This is a genomic window from Rouxiella badensis, assembly GCF_026967515.2.
In the GTDB taxonomy this organism is placed as follows: Bacteria; Pseudomonadota; Gammaproteobacteria; order Enterobacterales; family Enterobacteriaceae; genus Rouxiella; species Rouxiella badensis.
On the sequence record NZ_CP114062.1, the window covers coordinates 1,920,844 to 1,937,400 of the forward strand.

Genomic DNA, 16,557 nt, shown 5'->3' on the forward strand with positions numbered 1-16,557 from the left:
AGCGCTTAACTCTGTTCCAGCAGCGTGACTAGCCTCTCGCGAAGCAATGCCCCGCGCCATCCGCTCACCAACTCCGGTTCATGTTCCTTGGTCTTCAACTGCCAATGCCAGTTCAGCAACTGGTTTATCTGGCGACGTGACGCCAGCAGCTCTACGCTGAGCCCCGTTTCTTCACTTACCGTCTGAATCAGTGCCTTGATGTCCTTGAAGACTTTCTTGTAACCAGGCTGGTCTATCAGGTTAGCGATCGGTGCGGGCAGTGCCGACTCGTCCAGCGTTTCGGCTTCAGCGACGAGCGCCAGCAGCGTGCGGCCGTGATAGCGAATCTCAGGACCGCTCAGGCCGAGCGCTTCAAGCTCACCCAGAGAATGCGGCTGATAGCGTGCAACCTGCCACAGGTTCTCTTCACGCACCACAAAGTTGACCGCCAAATCACGCTGACGCGCTTGATTCAGACGCCACTCGGCCAGTTTCTGCAAACACGCCAACTGACGTGGACGCAGCTGCCAGGCGTTGCCGATTTCGAGGTAAGCCCGTTCCGGCTGTAGCACTTCCTGACGGCGGCGGCAGAGCGAGACACACTCGTCCAGTGCCGCGTCTATCCAGCCCGCATTAATGGTTTCCTGCTCGAGCTGACGTGCCAGCGGCAGCAGATAGAACACGTCGGCAGCGGCGTAATCACACTGCTTCTGGGTCAAAGGTCTGGCCATCCAGTCGGTACGCGACTCGCTCTTGTCGAGTTCCACGCCCGTTGTCTCGGCAACCAGACGCGCAAAACCGCAGGAGAGCGGACGCCCGCTAAAGGCCGCGAGGATCTGGCTGTCAATGAAAGGCACCGGCAGCACGCCAAAGGCATTCAGGAAGACCTCGAGATCTTCGCTGCCCGCGTGCAGAAACTTGACCACATTGGGATGGATCAATAAGTCGATAAATGGCTGCCAGGCAGTAATAGGTAAGGGATCAATCAGCGTTAAGGTTTCACCATCAAAGAGCTGGATCAGGCCCAACTGCGGATAGTAAGTACGGGTTCTGACAAATTCGGTATCCAACGCAATCTGGCTAAACTGTTGCGCCTGCTGACAAACCTTTGCCAGATCTTCATTGCTAACGATCAACTGATAATTCAAAGCTTTTTCTCTTTTCGCTGTTAAAAACCGGATCGGCCTGCATCCTGCCGCCGGGCATTAGAAAACAAAGACTACTGCTTCGCGTTACGCGCATTATAACGTGAAAACGCCGGACTTAATCCGGCGTTGAATGAAGGAGGCCTTCAGTTGATGAAAAATACAGCATTATTGGTTCAGGCTGCGTTCTGCCGGTCGGGCGCGTTGGCCTTTACGGCCTCGTCACGCAGCTCCCTGCGCAAGATTTTACCGACGTTCGATTTCGGTAGCTCATCACGGAACTCGACAATCTTAGGCACTTTATAGCCGGTAAGATTGCGACGGCAGTGATCGAGTATTTCTTCTGCCGTTAAAGAAGCATCGCGCTTAACCACGCAGATTTTGACCTTCTCGCCGGTAGACTGACTCGGTACGCCTATGGCTGCGACCTCAAGCACTTTCGCATGCTGCGAGACGACTTCTTCAATTTCATTAGGATAAACGTTAAAACCTGACACCAGGATCATATCTTTCTTACGATCGACGATGTGCAAGAATCCCTGCTCGTCCACTGTAGCGATATCTCCGGTCGAGAGCCAGCCGTCTTTTAACACTTCATCGGTTGCATCAGGACGTTGCCAGTAGCCCAGCATGACCTGCGGACCTTTCACCAGCAGCTCTCCGGCCTCGCCCTCGGCTACATCGTGTCCGTTTTCATCGACTAAACGAATGTCGGTCGATGGCACCGGTAAACCGATGCTGCCGCTGTAATGTTTGAGGTCGTAAGGGTTGCCGGTCACCAGCGGTGAACATTCGGTCAGGCCATAGCCCTCGAGGAGATGCAGCCCGGTGAGCGCCTCCCAACGTTCCGCAACGGATTTTTGTACCGCCGCGCCGCCGCCTACGGAAAGACGCAGGTTGGAGAAATCGAGTTTTTTGAAGTCTTCATTGTTGAGCATCGCGTTGAACAAGGTATTTACGCCGCTCAACGCCGTGAACGGATAACGTGAAAGTTCTTTCACCAGGCCAGGAATGTCGCGCGGATTGGTAATAAGCAGACTGCTGCCACCCAGCTCGATAAAGAACATGCAGTTAATGGTCAGCGCAAAAATATGATAAAGCGGCAGCGCGGTGACCACCAGCTCCTGCCCCAGACGCAGCAAAGGCCCATAGGAAGCTTTGGCCTGCTCGAGGTTGGCCTGCATATTGCGGTGGGTGAGCATTGCGCCCTTGGCGACGCCGGTGGTCCCCCCGGTATATTGCAGGAAGGCAATGTCATCGTTAACGACGTTGGGTTTCACATACTTCATGTGCCGTCCCTGATGCATTACCGTGCGAAACGATACCGCGTTCGGCAAATGATATTTCGGTACCAAGCGCTTGATGTATTTCACCACGAAGTTGACCAGAGTGCCCTTCGCAGCGGAAAGCTCGTCGCCCATGCGAGTCAAGATAACGTGCTTAACCTGCGTATTGTGTACGACCTTTTCCAGGGTATGGGCGAAGTTTGAGACGATGACAATGGCCGAGGCACCGCTGTCGGTAAGCTGGTGTTCAAGCTCTCGTGGGGTATAGAGGGGATTAACGTTGACGACCACCATACCGGCGCGCAGCACGCCAAATAGCGCGATGGGATACTGCAACAGGTTAGGCATCATCAGCGCCACGCGATCCCCTTTCTTCAGCCCAAGCTCGTTCTGCAAATAAGCAGCGAATGCGCGGCTGCGTTCTTCAAGCTTGCGGAACGACATCACCTCACCCATGTTGATAAACGCCGGATTGTCTGCGTAACGCAGTGCCGCGTTCTCAAACATCTCAACCAACGAGCTGTAGCGGTTCGGATCGATGTTTTCTGGAACATCCGCCGGGTAACGTTTTAGCCAGACCTTTTCCAAGGTTACACTCCTGATATCATTATCTCACGCGCTCTCAATAACGCACTTTTACCACACCCTTAACAATATTTTAACTCATCTTACCAGCTAAGCTTTAAACAATGTTTAGGTTGAGAGGCAGGTCACTAATTTCACTCACTAACCTCTACGGCACAATAAAAACGCCATCGAACCAAAATCTATAAAGTCTGATAAATCATTTATTTATTGAAGTATAGCGGCTAAATTCTTTTGATGCCATGACAGACGCCCTGGCAAAAATTCATTATCAGGCATGCCAACATAATAACCTTGAGAAACAAAATTTCATTGCCACTGGATATAAACCCTTACGAATAACGTATTAACGGCCTTAACTCACTCGGCGCACTCATAATTAATCCGTGAAAATGAAACAAATAAAAGGCGGCCAAATGCCGCCAAAGAGAAACAGCTCTATATTTAATTATATTATTAGGTATGTTTATATCATGCCAATCAATAAAGACGGTTAGCATTTACTAGAAAGCGTAACAAAAATAAATTAGTGATTTACCATACCAAACGGCGTATAGGTTCCGCTTTCAATATAGGTTAACCAGGTCTGGAGATTCTCAATCATTATTTTGGCCGTAGAGATATCAAGCGTCACGATGATATCTTTCGCCGAGGGCAGTTTTTCCCCTTCATCAAGACGATATTCGAAGTGCAGTCCCAGGAAAAAGTCCGTTGCGTTTTGAGTATCTTCCGGCGAAACACTTACCGTACTCCATGAGACAGGCAGCATCATATGTTTGAATGTATTTTTATTCATTTTCACGTTCCTGTGAGAGAGGATGAGGGCCTGTATTATTCCAGACATTAGCAGGCGCAGGTTTATTATTGCAGAAAACAGGAAATAAACGCGAAACGAAAGTGAGAAGTTAATTAAAGCTTGATGAAGGTCAATATTAACGAGTGCATAACCTACGGAGCCAGGCTGCCGTAGGTTAATGCTTCGCCTACTTTCTCGCAGGCGGAGGGGGGAGCATAGGCACCGTATGTGACGGATGATTCTGCACGGGTGGTGAGGCGTGCGGCGGTGGCCCCCCACGTGGAGGCGGCGCGCCGTGCGGCGGCGGGTTATTCCGTAACGACGGTCTCGACTCTGGCCGGGCCCGGGTCAAATCCCCATGCCGGGCCGAAGCCTCGCCCCCAACGTGGATCATAGGGGCCTCCATATCCCCAACCCCATGGTCCCATAGGCTGTGGCGGCATCACCACTTCCTGCACCTCGCGCCAGCGTTTGAAACTGTTCACGCTGACAGTAACAAAACGATAAGGCGTTTGGCCGATGCTGCCGTTTTCAGCGCCGGTGATCGGCCCCACCACGGTTATTAGCTGATTTTTGAAATCAACCGGGTCGAGGAAGCCGTTGTAATAGGCCGCAAGGCGTCCAATAGAAGGTTCACCCAGAATTGGCGAAGCGCTTGAGTCTAACGGCATCGCAGCTATCTCGAGACGCGTGCGGCTGCCTTCATTGGTCACCGAGACGACACGTCCACCAAATCGCGCTTCCTGACCGACATAAATCTGCGGTGCGCCCTGAACCGCCACCAGGTTCATCTGCGGTGTTGCCGTCGTGCCGCGGATAGCGGTCGGCACCGTGACGCATCCTGACAGCAACAGCACGCTTAACCCCACCGCCAAGGCCACACTTTTCTTACTTGTGAATATCTTACGCATGGTAAACACCCCTGGGTACATTATCTATTTCGACAACTTTTTCTTTCACAAGTTGCCGTTTTTATCGGCCAGGCAGCTTCTTCCAGGTTACCTCATTACGTAAGTAAGTCGGTTCCGCTTCTGCGGCATTGACTCTCACCCCACGCTCCCACGCGGCAATGGCAAGAGGTAACATATCTTCGGCCTGTGGCAGCAGCATATTACCGTCCACAAGTTCAACGGCTGTTGAACTTAGCAGTTGAGGATAGGTTTGCCAGCCGGTACCCACCGTGAACCAACGGCCCTGAATCGCGGCTTCGCGCTCTGCCAGCTGTTCAGGCTTCAGCACGGCCTCGCTGGACTCCCCTTCCCACACGCCCTCGGATTGACGGGTGAACTGCCCCCAGTAAACCTCACCCATGCGGGCGTCAATCGCCGCGAGAACGCGTTCTGCCCCCGTCTGACGGTAGGCACCCTGTGCCATAGTCTGTAGCGTAGAAATAGGCAGCAGCGGCAGATCGGCACCAAAGGCCAGCCCCTGAGCGATACCAATACCGATACGCACGCCGGTGAAGCTGCCAGGACCACGACCAAAGGCCAGCGCATCGAGCTGATTGAGCGTGAGGCCGGCCTCTGACAGAATTTGCTGAACCATAGGAAGAATACGTTGGGTATGCTCGCGGGCGCAGAGTTCAAAATAAGCCAGCTTCTCGCCGTTTGCGGCCGACGTTGCCGTGTTATATAGCGCAACGGAACAGGCTTCGGTTGCCGTATCAATTGCTAAAATTCGCGTGGACATGCCAAACCTCAGGCGGGGAATAAAAAATAGAAACAGTTTGCGGATAATAACATAGTTGGCGTTGCTATCGAAAAGAGTCGTTACGCTGAATAGCGGCCTGCTTCGCCAATACGGCGATGCAGGCTGAAATGTTAACTTTTCTGCAAGAACGCCATCGCTTCACTGATGGAACGCGTACGCGGCGTTGGCGGCAGACTGTTGAGAAACACTTCGCCGTAAGGTCGCATGACCAGTCGGTTGTCGCAAATGACCATTACGCCTCGATCATCGGTATCGCGGATAAGCCGCCCCACTCCCTGCTTGAGCGTGATGACCGCATCAGGCAGTTGCACCTCGTTGAAGGGATCACCGCCGCGCAGTCGGCAGTCTTCAATCCGCGCTTTGAGCAGCGGATCGTCTGGTGAGGTAAACGGCAGCTTGTCGATGATAACCAATGACAGCGTTTCACCGCGTACGTCTACTCCTTCCCAGAAGCTGCTGGTCGCCACCAAGAGCGCATTGCCCGCCTCGACAAACTGCGCCAGCAGCTGACCTTTGCTGGTCTCACCCTGGACCAGCACCGGCAGCGTCATGCTGGCACGAAATTCTTCAGCCAGCTCGCGCATCATCTGGTGTGAGGTACAGAGGAAGAAGCAGCGCCCCTGGTTAGCCTCGATAAGCGGGCGCAGCATCCGAGCCAGCTGGCGCGAACCGCCGCGCTCGTTGGGTGAAGGCAGATAGCGTGGCACGCAGAGCAGCGCCTGATTGGCGTAGTCGAACGGACTCGCCAGCAGCAGCGTTTGCGCGCCGTCCAGCCCTAGCCGCTGGGTAAAGTGCTCGAGCTTTTCGTTAACCGACAGCGTGGCCGAGGTAAAGACCCATGCCCCAGGTTTATCGTCCATCAATTCACGAAACTTATCGGTCACCGACAGCGGCGTCAGTGCCAACACGAAATGACGTGAGTTACACTCATACCAATAGCTGTAGCCTGGAACGCTCACCTCTTTTAAGCGCTTCAGGCGGTTGCGGTACAGCGTGGCGCGCTCGAAGGCGGCATCAAGCAGCGCCGAACGCCCCAGTGAAAGCTTCATAACGTCGTAGCAAAGCTCGAGAGCGTCGTCGAGCAGCAGCAGCGCGCGCTGGATGTTGGTGTCGGCCAATACGTCGCGCAAATTGCCGCGAAAACCGGGTTCGCCAAGCGCCAGACGAAAATCCTGCGCACTCTGGCTCAGGCGGTCAGCGCTTTTTTGCAGCTGCGCTGAATCACGCACTTCGGTGCGATAGGCGATGGTGATATCTTTGGACAGATCGAGCAATTGGCGGCTCGAAAGCTGCTGCCCAAAATATTGGCTAGCAATGTCGGGGATTTGGTGCGCTTCGTCGAAAATCATGACATCGGCGGTCGGAATAAGCTCGCCGAAGCCGCTCTCCTTGACCACCATATCGGCCATGAAGAGGTGATGGTTGACTACCACCACGTCGGCGTCCATCGCCTTACGGCGCGCCTTGACCACAAAGCACTCTTTGTACATCGGACAATCACTGCCGAGGCAGTTGTCATTGGTGCTGGTGACCAGCGGCCAAACGTAGCTGTCTTCAGCGACGACGTTGCAGGTGCTAATATCACCCTCTTCGGTTTTGGCCGACCAGCTGCGCAGATGCGCGAGGTCACTGAGCGACTGGCTGGCCAGTTCACCGCCCGCCATCGATTGTTGATCGAGGCGTTCGAGGCACAGGTAGTTGGAGCGCCCTTTCAGCAGCGCCAGCTTGCCTTTGAATTTTAGCGCGTTGGCTACCTTGGGCAGGTCACGGGAATAGAGCTGGTCCTGTAACGCCTTGGAGCCGGTTGAGATAATGACTTTTTTGCCAGAGCGTAACGCCGGGGCCAGATAAGCATAGGTTTTACCGGTTCCGGTTCCGGCTTCTACCACCAATCCCTGCTTATTTTTAATTGCCAGAGCCACCGCATTCGCCATCAGACGCTGGGGTTCACGGGGTTTGAAGCCCTCAATTTTTTGCGCCAGTGCGCCGTCTGTTGCGAAATCGTCTATCACGCTAAACCCACATTAATTGAATCAGCGCTGATTATGCCAATCCTTGCCGCCGCGTACCACCACCATCTGTCGGTCCATTGTCGGCTCACGATGTGTTACCCTGTTGCCTATCATTAAAACAGTGACTTTCAGGAGCACTCTTTATGTCAATTCAACGCATTAGACCGGAGCCACGGATGTCGGATATCGTTGTCCACAATGGCACCGTTTATTACACCAGCGTTCCGGAAAACCTCGACGCCAACGCCAAAGATCAGACCGCCGAAACGTTGGCGATTATCGATGCGGCGCTTTTGGAAGTCGGTTCAGACAAAAGCAAAATTCTGGATGCGACCATCTTCCTGGTTGACGGCGATGACTTTGCCGCGATGAACGAAGCCTGGGACGCCTGGGTTTCACCGGGCAATGCGCCGGTTCGCTGCACTGTGCAAGCTAAACTGATGAACCCGAAGTACAAGGTTGAAATCAAGGTTATCGCCGCGCTTTAAGTCTCGGCTGGATAGGCCATAAAAAAAGCCTCCTGACGCAAATCAGGAGGCTTTTTCTTTACCTTTACATCAACAATCAGGCTTTCGCGCCCGCCACCGCTTCACGCGCCAGCTCGGTGATACGGGCATAATCACCTTGCTCTAGCGCATCCGCAGGCACCAACCAGGAACCGCCGATACAAAGCACGCTTTTCAGCGCCAGATAGTCACGGTAGTTGCCCGGAGTGATACCGCCAGTTGGGCAGAAACGCACCTGTGGGAAAGGCCCCGCGATGGCTTGTAGCGCCTTGACACCGCCGTTAGCCTCCGCAGGGAAGAACTTGAATTCGCGCAGACCGGCATCCAGTCCCAGCATCAGCTCCGACACGGTGCTAATCCCTGGGATAAGCGGTATTGGACCCTCATTGGCCGCCCTTAGCAGCGGCTCGGTCAGGCCCGGGCTGATAGCAAACTGCGCGCCCGCCGCGGTCACTTCCGCCAGCTGTTGCGCATTAAGCACGGTTCCTGCACCGATAATGGCGTCCGGCACCTCATGAGCGATTGCCTTGATGGCATCAATCGCACAGGCAGTGCGCAGCGTCACCTCAAGCACGCGAACACCGCCCGCCACCAGCGCTTTGGCCAAGGGAACGGCATGTTCCAGTTTGTTAATCACAATGACCGGAACGACCGGACCCGAGGTCAGGATCTGTTCTGCGCTTGTTTTCCAGTTCTTCATCTTTGTCTCCATTCATCCCGCTAAGCGGTCCAGTAAACCTCTACCGGAGTCTGTTGTTGATGCAATACTGCCCTGACGGGCATGTTGTTTTGATCGGTGCCTTTCTCCGCACGCTCGTAAACTTCGCGTTTGGATTCACCGGCCAACAGTAAATAGATTCGCCGACTGTTGAGCAGTACCGGCAACGTCAGCGTCATGCGCTCAAGTGGCGCGGTCAGCGGCGTAATCGCTACGCAGCGCCGCGTCGTCTTGAGGTCAAGCGCCCTGGCAAGATTGACACTGCCGGGAAACAGAGACGCGATATGTCCGTCGTCCCCCATGCCCAGCAGCGTGATGTCCGCAGGCAGTTGCAGTGCGGCCAGCGCCGACTCAGCCGTCGATTCACCCTCGGCGGCAGTCCCGGCACCGTTCTTGAGGGCAATAAAGGTGGCTTTCGCCACCTCACCCTGCAACAAACTGTTTCGCACCATTTTCTCGTTGCTGGAGCCGTTGTCGTTGGTAACCCAACGTTCATCGGCCAAGGTAATGGTCACGCGACTCCAGTCGAGCTCCTGGCGAGACAGCTGCCTGAAAAGTTCGAGCGGCGTTCTCCCCCCCGAAACAATCAGCGTTGCCTGTCCTCGGTCCGCAATGGCGCGGCGCAATGCGTCAGCCATTTTACCGGCCAGATTTTGGTTGAGCGCCGCTGCACCGGAAAATTCGACGAAATTGGCCATCTGTTGCCCCTTACCTGACGTGCCGTGAAACTACGGTGGATTAGCCGAACTCATTCCATGAACGGCCATCACGGGTAATCATCGCCACCGAGGCAACAGGTCCCCAGGTACCCGCCTGATAAGGCTTAGGTGCTTCGTTTTCTGCGGCCCAGGCGTTGATGATGCCATCAACCCATTTCCAGGCTTCTTCCACTTCGTCACGACGAACGAACAGTGCCTGAATACCGCGCATGGTTTCCAGCAGCAGACGCTCGTAGGCATCGGCAATGTGTTCTTCGTGGAAGGTCTCAGAGAAGCTGAGATCAAGCTTAGTCGTTTGCAGACGGTGCTTGTGCTCAAGACCAGGAACTTTGTTCAGAACTTCGATTTCGATCCCTTCATCCGGCTGTAGACGAATGGTCAGCTTGTTCTGCGGCAGTTGCTGGTAGGAATCACTGAACAGGTTCAGGGCTGGAGTCTTGAAGTAAACGACAACTTCGGAACATTTGGTTGGCAGACGCTTACCGGTACGCAGGTAGAAAGGCACACCCGCCCACTGCCAGTTGTCGATGTCCACGCGAATGGCCACGAAGCTCTCGGTGCTGCTGCTCTTGTTCGCGCCTTCTTCTTCAAGGTAACCAGGAACTTTTTTGCCCTGCACGAATCCCGCCGTGTACTGACCACGAACGGTGGTTTCGCGCACGTTGGTCTGGTCAATACGACGCAGAGAACGCAGCACTTTCACTTTTTCGTCACGGATACGGTCGGTGCTCAGATCCGCCGGTGGAGACATCGCGATCATGGTCAGAATCTGCAACAGGTGGTTCTGAATCATGTCACGCATCTGACCGGCTTTGTCGAAGTAACCCCAACGTCCTTCGATGCCCACTTCCTCGGCCACGGTAATCTGCACGTGATCGATAGTGCGGTTGTCCCAGTTGGAGGCAAACAGGTTGTTGGCAAAGCGCAGCGCCAGCAGGTTCAATACGGTTTCTTTACCCAGGTAATGGTCGATACGATAAACCTGGCTTTCATTGAAGTACTGCGCCACACCGTCGTTGATTTCCTGAGAAGACGCCAGGTCGGTACCGAGCGGCTTTTCCATGACAACGCGGGCTGGCTCTTTATTCAGACCCGCTTCGCCCAGACCTTTACAGATAGCTGAGAAGGTGCTCGGCGGCATGGCGAAATAGTTGATGGTGGTACGTTTTGACGTATCCAGCATCTTGCCCAGGCGGGTGAAGTGCTTGATGTCGTTAACGTCCAGATTACAAAATTCCAGACGGGCGCTGAGTTTTTCCCACAGTTCAGGATCCAGCTTTTCTTTCATAAAGGTGGTTAGCGCTTCTTTTACCACTTCGGTATAAGCCGCTTTGTCCCACTCGGCGCGACCTACGCCGATGATCTTGGTGTCGTCGTGAATGTGTCCAGCTTTTTCCAGCTGATACAGGGAAGGCAACAGCTTACGGCGTGCAAGATCGCCTTTAGCACCGAAAATAACCAGGTCACACGCCTGGGCTGGTTGGTTTACCGCCATGTTCTTCTCCTTAGAGCAGGATTTACCCTTTTTGCCTGGAAATGCAGCGCCGAAGCGTTTGCATCTCAAACGTTTAGGTAGATTGTAATTTTATTTCAGCAGGTTTTGCGTTTCCGCCACAATGTACTCTGATTAGGCAGAGTCAGTAAACCAAGATCTAAGGCATTAATAAATGAATAAAAAACCACATAATTTGTCATGATTGTTAAATCGGCTAAGCTTTACGCTAACCCTGATGTAATTTTATGACAAATTTGAGCATTAATTACCATATTGAAACTTAGATCTGGCTCATGTTCTGGAAAAAAAGCTTGGATTTCACCAGATTGTCCCTGCCACCTCATTCAGCGCCGTAGTATATTTTCATCAAACTGACATGATTTCTCCTTTTCGTTGAAATCGATGAAACCTATTGAGTAGCCGCCCATGAATACGCTGGAAAAAATCCTCAGCTTTTTGGACATCCTCAGCAAATCTGAAAAAAAAGTTGCTGAAGTTATCCTTGCCTCACCACAAACTGCCATACATTCCAGCATCGCGACATTAGCCAAAATGGCGGACGTCAGTGAACCTACCGTCAATCGCTTCTGCCGCCGCCTTGAAACCAAGGGTTTTCCTGACTTCAAATTACAGCTTGCCCAAAGTCTGGCTAATGGAACGCCATACGTAAACCGCAACGTCGAAGAAACTGACAGCGTTGAGGCTTATAGCGCGAAAATCTTTGAATCGACGATGGCCAGTCTCGAGCAGGTGAAAAATACGCTTGATATTTCGGCAGTTAACCGCGCTGTCGATCTCCTGACCCAGGCGAAGAAGATCTCGTTCTTCGGACTTGGTGCGTCAGCAGCCGTTGCACACGACGCTATGAACAAGTTTTTCCGCTTTAACATCCCTGTTATCTATTTCGATGATATCGTAATGCAACGCATGAGCTGTATGAATTCGGGCGAAGGTGACGTCGTGGTGTTGATTTCTCACACCGGCCGCACGAAAAACTTAGTCGAGCTGGCGCATCTTGCCCGCGAAAATGACGCAACGGTCATTGCTATCACCTCCAAAGACACACCGCTGGCTCATGAAGCGACCCTTTCCCTGCTGCTCGACGTTCCTGAAGACACCGACGTTTATATGCCGATGGTCTCGCGTTTGGCGCAGCTCACGCTGATAGACGTGCTGGCGACAGGATTTACTTTGCGTCGCGGGGCTAAATTCAGAGATAACCTGAAGCGAGTCAAAGAATCATTACGCGATTCGCGTTTTGATAAAGGGGTTTCTGCCCCCCCCCCCACGATTTGAATAAATCCGTAAATTGACGGATGTTTTTATGCTGTCACGTTTGTTACAATGTTGTTAAATACTAGGGGTCTGGCCGTCAGGAGTGGGCTTTCAATCCTCTCCGACAAGAGCCAGACAAAATTGCCCGGATAACATTTATTGGGATAACAACGAGTGTCGAGCAGGCCACGCGCCTTCTCTCTCATGGGTGCAACAATTTTGTATTAAAATTACAATCAACCTCCCTTATGTTGTTATCCCGTAACACGTTATTCAGGTTTAGCAGCGCAAATGCTTCACAAGTCAACGGAGTAATGCATGTCCAGACGGCTCAGAAGAACCAAAATTGTCACCACCCTCGGCCCGGCAACGGACCGCGATAATAATCTTGAAAAAATTATTGCCGCCGGTGCAAACGTCGTCCGCCTTAACTTCTCTCACGGCACCCCGGAAGATCACCAGCTTCGCGCCGATAAAGTTCGCGAAATTGCGGCTAAACTCGGTCGTCACGTGGCTATCCTCGGCGATCTCCAGGGCCCAAAAATTCGCGTTTCCACCTTTAGGGAAGGCAAGGTTTTCCTGAATATCGGCGATAAGTTCCTGCTCGATGCCAACATGAGTAAGGGCGAAGGCGACAAGGAGCGCGTTGGGATTGACTACAAAGGCCTGCCTGCCGACGTGGTCCCCGGCGATATCCTGCTGCTCGACGACGGACGTGTGCAGCTCAAGGTTCTCGAAGTTCAGGACGCGAAAGTGTTCACCGAAGTTACCGTTGGCGGTCCGCTGTCGAACAATAAAGGCATCAACAAACTGGGCGGTGGACTTTCGGCTGAAGCGCTGACCGAAAAAGACAAAGCCGATATTCTGACTGCGGCAAAAATTGGCGTCGACTTCCTTGCCGTCTCTTTCCCACGCACCGGTGAAGACCTGAACTATGCACGCCGACTGGCGCGCGATGCAGGCTGCCATGCGAAAATCGTCTCGAAGGTTGAGCGTGCAGAAGCGGTTGCCAGCGATGCGGCAATGGATGACATTATTCTCGCCTCTGACGTGGTCATGGTGGCGCGTGGAGATTTAGGCGTCGAGATTGGCGATCCTGAGCTGGTGGGCATTCAGAAGAAGCTTATCCGCCGCGCTCGTACGTTGAACCGCGCCGTGATAACCGCGACCCAGATGATGGAGTCGATGATTACCAACCCGATGCCGACCCGAGCGGAAGTTATGGACGTCGCTAACGCCGTGCTCGACGGTACCGACGCGGTGATGTTGTCAGCAGAAACGGCGGCGGGTCAATACCCGGCAGAAACCGTGGCGGCGATGGCACGCGTTTGTCTTGGCGCTGAAAAAATCCCTAGCATTAACGTTTCGAAGCACCGTCTTGACGTCGAGTTCGACAACATTGAAGAAACCATTGCTATGTCCTCAATGTATGCGGCCAACCACCTCAAGGGCGTCAGCGCGATCATCTCACTCACGGAGTCAGGCAGAACGCCGCTCATCATGTCGCGTATCAGCTCTGGCCTGCCTATCTTCGCGATGTCTCGCCACGAACATACCCTGAATCTCACGGCGCTTTATCGCGGCGTGACGCCGGTATTCTTTGACAGCAACAACGACGGCGTCGCCGCGGCTGTCGACGCGGTTAATCTGCTGCGTGACAAAGGCTACCTGCTGTCCGGTGACATCGTCATCGTGACCCAGGGTGACGTGATGAGCACCACCGGCACGACCAACACCACGCGCGTTCTGACGGTTGAATAAGCCGTTGACTGAATCGTGACACTCCGCGGTCGCACTTAGAGTAGAACGTAAAAAACCGGCCTTGGCCGGTTTTTTTGTGCCTTACCCCTTAGCGTGGGTAAAGTTCGTCACGGGTGTACGGCTCCTGCTCGCCCGGCTTGCGGGTTTTAAGCAGTTTAAGGATCCAGGTGTACTGCTCGGGATTAGGCCCAACCAATACCTCGACCTCTTCGTTCATACGACGCGCGATGGTAGCATCATCAGCCGTTGCCAAGTCGTACATCGGCGGGCGGATATGGATATCAAGACGATGTTTTTTGCCATCATACACCGGGAAAAGCGGCACGATTTCAGCGCGGCACACTTTCATCAGCCTACCGACCGCCGGCAGCGTAGCCTTATAGGTTGCAAAGAAATCGACAAACTCGCTGTGTTCCGCGCCGTGGTCCTGATCCGGCAGATAATAGCCCCAGTATCCCTGACGAACCGAGCTGATAAACGGTTTTATCCCGTCATTGCGCGCATGCATACGGCCGCCAAAACGACGTCGTACGGTATTCCACAGATAGTCACTCAGCAGGTTCTTCTGGTTATGGAACATCGCCGCCATCGGCTGACCGGTCGCCGCCATCAGCATGGCAGGAATATCCACCGCCCAACCGTGAGGCACCAGAAAGATGATGTTCTTCCCTTCTGCTTTCAGGCCATCAACTATCTCCTGATTGTGCCAGTGAACGCGTCCAAGCAGCTTTTTCGCATCGCCACGGCAGGCCAGTTCGGCCATCATCACCATCGACTGCGGCGCAGCGGCAAACATGTCGTCAATTATCTCTTCACGGCGTGCTTCGGGCAATTCAGGCAGGCAGTAAAGCAGGTTGATGCGCGCACGGCGACGGGCCCCTTTCGCGAACTTTCCTGCCAGACGACCGAGTCCGCCCAAAATCGGGTCACGAATCGGTGCCGGAACGTAAGCCATTGCCGCCATTGCGCCAACGCCCAACCAAATGCCCCAGTAACGCGGATGATAAAAGGCTTTTTGGAACTGCGGGATAAACTCAACGTTCGATTTTTTTTCTGATTGCATGCGTTAACTCATAAACTTTTATACTAATTATAAAATTCAATCGTCCAATGATAGGTGCAGTGAATTATTTTGCAATGAATAGTGTCGCCCGCAACGGCAGACGACGCTATTCAACCAGAAGAAAACGAAGAGATTTTATTCGTTGCGTCTATGGGACACCTCAGAGTTTCAGCTGCGGCATCACTTCACGCACCGTAGACAGATAGTCTTTCAGGTCCTTGCCGCTGAGGCCTTCGGAGCGCGGCAGCTTGGCGGTCAGCGGATTGACGGCGACGTTGTTGATCCACACTTCAAAGTGCAAATGCGGCCCGGTTGAACGCCCGGTATTCCCTGACAGTCCAATACGTTGACCACGCTTCACTTTTTGTCCCGGCTTAACCAGCACCCGGCTGAGATGCATATAGCGGGTCATATACTGACGCCCCTGACGAAGCGCAACGTAGTTACCCGCCGCGCCGCCGTTCTTGGCGACGATCACCTCACCGTCACCGACGGCCAGTACCGGCGTACCGATAGGCACCGCAAAATCGACGCCGCGGTGTGGCGCAATACGGCCGGTGACCGGATTAAGGCGACGTGGGTTGAAGTTGGAGGAAACGCGGTACTGTCTGAGGGTTGGGAAACGCAGAAAACCACGCGCCAGCCCGCTGCCCGAACGGTCATAGAACTTTCCGTCTTCGGCGCGAATGGCATAGTAATCTTTACCGCCGCTGCGCATATGGACGCCGGCGAGTTCGCTCTGCTGGCTCTTGCCGTCGAGCATTTCGCGCGACATCAACACCGAGAACTGATCGCCTTTACGCAATTTTTTGAAGTCCATCTGCCACTGTAGGGCTTTGACCACCGCGCCGATTTCGGCATTAGAGAGACCGGCTTCCTTAGCGCTGCCGACGAAACTGCCGCCGACGGTGCCTTTGAGCACCTGGTCTTGCCATTCGCCTTTCAACATTTCGGTTGAGGCCTTGAAGCCGTTGCCGCTGCGGTCAAAAGTCACCGTCTCACGGCGCGACTTTTCCCAGGTCAGACGCTGTAAATCACCGTCGTCGTTAACCGTCCAGGACAGCTGCTGGCCTATCTTCAGATTACGCAGGTCACTGTTTGAGGTTGCCAGCGCGGAGATATCAGACATGTCGATACCGTACTGATTCAGAATGCTGCTGAGCGTATCGCCGGTAGAGACCACATACTCGTGAACGCCCTTTTCGTTCTCGGTTTTATCATCGAGTTCATCTTTAGGGATATCCGCGGCGGGTGGCGAGTCACTGTCGTCGAGAGGTTCGCTCGCCTCAGGCAACAGGGAACGCACCTGTTGCGCGTCGAGAAGGATTTGTTTGGCAATAGGCTTTTGGTGATAACCGTCGTCATCATTATGATATACAAAGGGTTTTGATATCGCCATGGCCAGAGTTAGCGCGGTCAGTGACCCCAGCATGATACGGTGGGGTCGTGGAAGACTGTTGAGCGCCAGAGCGATCGATCGGGGTAGTAGCTGCACTTAAATGGATCC

General features: G+C 53.6%; 14 protein-coding genes. 3 read left to right on the plus strand and 11 right to left on the minus strand.

Annotation, left to right across the window (positions count from 1 at the left end; all coding sequences use genetic code 11):
• Positions 1 to 5: 5 nt before the first annotated feature.
• The 6 genes from rnd to O1V65_RS09025 form a co-directional block, all read right to left on the minus strand.
• Positions 6 to 1,127 (minus strand): ribonuclease D, encoded by a 1,122-nt coding sequence (gene rnd / locus O1V65_RS09000; RefSeq protein ID WP_227977865.1) that lies wholly within the window; start codon positions 1,125 to 1,127, stop codon positions 6 to 8.
• A 173-nt stretch (positions 1,128 to 1,300) separates the two neighbouring features.
• Positions 1,301 to 2,998, minus strand: coding sequence for a long-chain-fatty-acid--CoA ligase FadD (gene fadD, locus O1V65_RS09005; RefSeq protein WP_017492866.1), 1,698 nt, complete (start codon positions 2,996 to 2,998; stop codon positions 1,301 to 1,303).
• A gap of 523 nt (positions 2,999 to 3,521) precedes the next feature.
• A complete protein-coding gene (locus O1V65_RS09010) occupies positions 3,522 to 3,791 on the minus strand; it encodes a hypothetical protein (protein WP_017492865.1) in 270 nt (89 codons plus the stop codon).
• A 308-nt stretch (positions 3,792 to 4,099) separates the two neighbouring features.
• The gene (locus O1V65_RS09015) at positions 4,100 to 4,702 is read right to left on the minus strand and encodes a Slp family lipoprotein (RefSeq protein WP_084913016.1); all 603 of its coding nucleotides are present in this window, start codon (positions 4,700 to 4,702) and stop codon (positions 4,100 to 4,102) included.
• A gap of 61 nt (positions 4,703 to 4,763) precedes the next feature.
• The gene (gene tsaB, locus O1V65_RS09020) at positions 4,764 to 5,480 is read right to left on the minus strand and encodes a tRNA (adenosine(37)-N6)-threonylcarbamoyltransferase complex dimerization subunit type 1 TsaB (protein WP_227977864.1); all 717 of its coding nucleotides are present in this window, start codon (positions 5,478 to 5,480) and stop codon (positions 4,764 to 4,766) included.
• A 131-nt stretch (positions 5,481 to 5,611) separates the two neighbouring features.
• Positions 5,612 to 7,513, minus strand: coding sequence for a DNA repair helicase YoaA (locus O1V65_RS09025; RefSeq protein ID WP_017491109.1), 1,902 nt, complete (start codon positions 7,511 to 7,513; stop codon positions 5,612 to 5,614).
• A 143-nt stretch (positions 7,514 to 7,656) separates the two neighbouring features.
• Between O1V65_RS09025 and O1V65_RS09030 the strand changes: the two genes are divergently transcribed.
• Positions 7,657 to 8,001: a RidA family protein gene (locus tag O1V65_RS09030; RefSeq protein WP_017491108.1), complete on the plus strand. Its 345-nt coding sequence runs from the start codon at positions 7,657 to 7,659 to the stop codon at positions 7,999 to 8,001.
• Positions 8,002 to 8,077: 76 nt separating this feature from the next.
• On the opposite strand, the gene O1V65_RS09035 is transcribed toward O1V65_RS09030, so the two are convergent.
• The 3 genes from O1V65_RS09035 to zwf are packed head-to-tail and all read right to left on the minus strand — an operon-like array spanning position 8,078 to position 10,951.
• A complete protein-coding gene (locus O1V65_RS09035) occupies positions 8,078 to 8,719 on the minus strand; it encodes a bifunctional 4-hydroxy-2-oxoglutarate aldolase/2-dehydro-3-deoxy-phosphogluconate aldolase (protein WP_269130436.1) in 642 nt (213 codons plus the stop codon).
• A gap of 20 nt (positions 8,720 to 8,739) precedes the next feature.
• Positions 8,740 to 9,435 carry a 6-phosphogluconolactonase gene (gene pgl / locus O1V65_RS09040; protein WP_017491106.1) on the minus strand — a complete coding sequence of 232 codons (696 nt, stop codon included), beginning with the start codon at positions 9,433 to 9,435 and terminating at the stop codon, positions 8,740 to 8,742.
• 40 nt (positions 9,436 to 9,475) lie between these two features.
• Entirely contained in the window at positions 9,476 to 10,951 is a 1,476-nt protein-coding gene (zwf, locus tag O1V65_RS09045; protein ID WP_017491105.1) for a glucose-6-phosphate dehydrogenase, read from the minus strand.
• 426 nt (positions 10,952 to 11,377) lie between these two features.
• Between zwf and O1V65_RS09050 the strand changes: the two genes are divergently transcribed.
• Together O1V65_RS09050 and pyk are read left to right on the plus strand one after the other, a co-directional pair.
• Positions 11,378 to 12,247: a MurR/RpiR family transcriptional regulator gene (locus O1V65_RS09050; RefSeq protein WP_269130437.1), complete on the plus strand. Its 870-nt coding sequence runs from the start codon at positions 11,378 to 11,380 to the stop codon at positions 12,245 to 12,247.
• A gap of 297 nt (positions 12,248 to 12,544) precedes the next feature.
• The gene (gene pyk / locus O1V65_RS09055; protein ID WP_017491103.1) at positions 12,545 to 13,987 is read left to right on the plus strand and encodes a pyruvate kinase; all 1,443 of its coding nucleotides are present in this window, start codon (positions 12,545 to 12,547) and stop codon (positions 13,985 to 13,987) included.
• An 88-nt stretch (positions 13,988 to 14,075) separates the two neighbouring features.
• Here pyk and lpxM read toward each other — a convergent pair whose 3' ends face one another.
• Entirely contained in the window at positions 14,076 to 15,050 is a 975-nt protein-coding gene (lpxM, locus tag O1V65_RS09060) for a lauroyl-Kdo(2)-lipid IV(A) myristoyltransferase (RefSeq protein WP_017491102.1), read from the minus strand.
• Positions 15,051 to 15,210: 160 nt separating this feature from the next.
• On the minus strand, positions 15,211 to 16,545 hold the full coding sequence (gene mepM, locus O1V65_RS09065; protein ID WP_084913017.1) for a murein DD-endopeptidase MepM: 1,335 nt from the start codon (positions 16,543 to 16,545) through the stop codon (positions 15,211 to 15,213).
• Positions 16,546 to 16,557 lie beyond the last annotated feature (12 nt).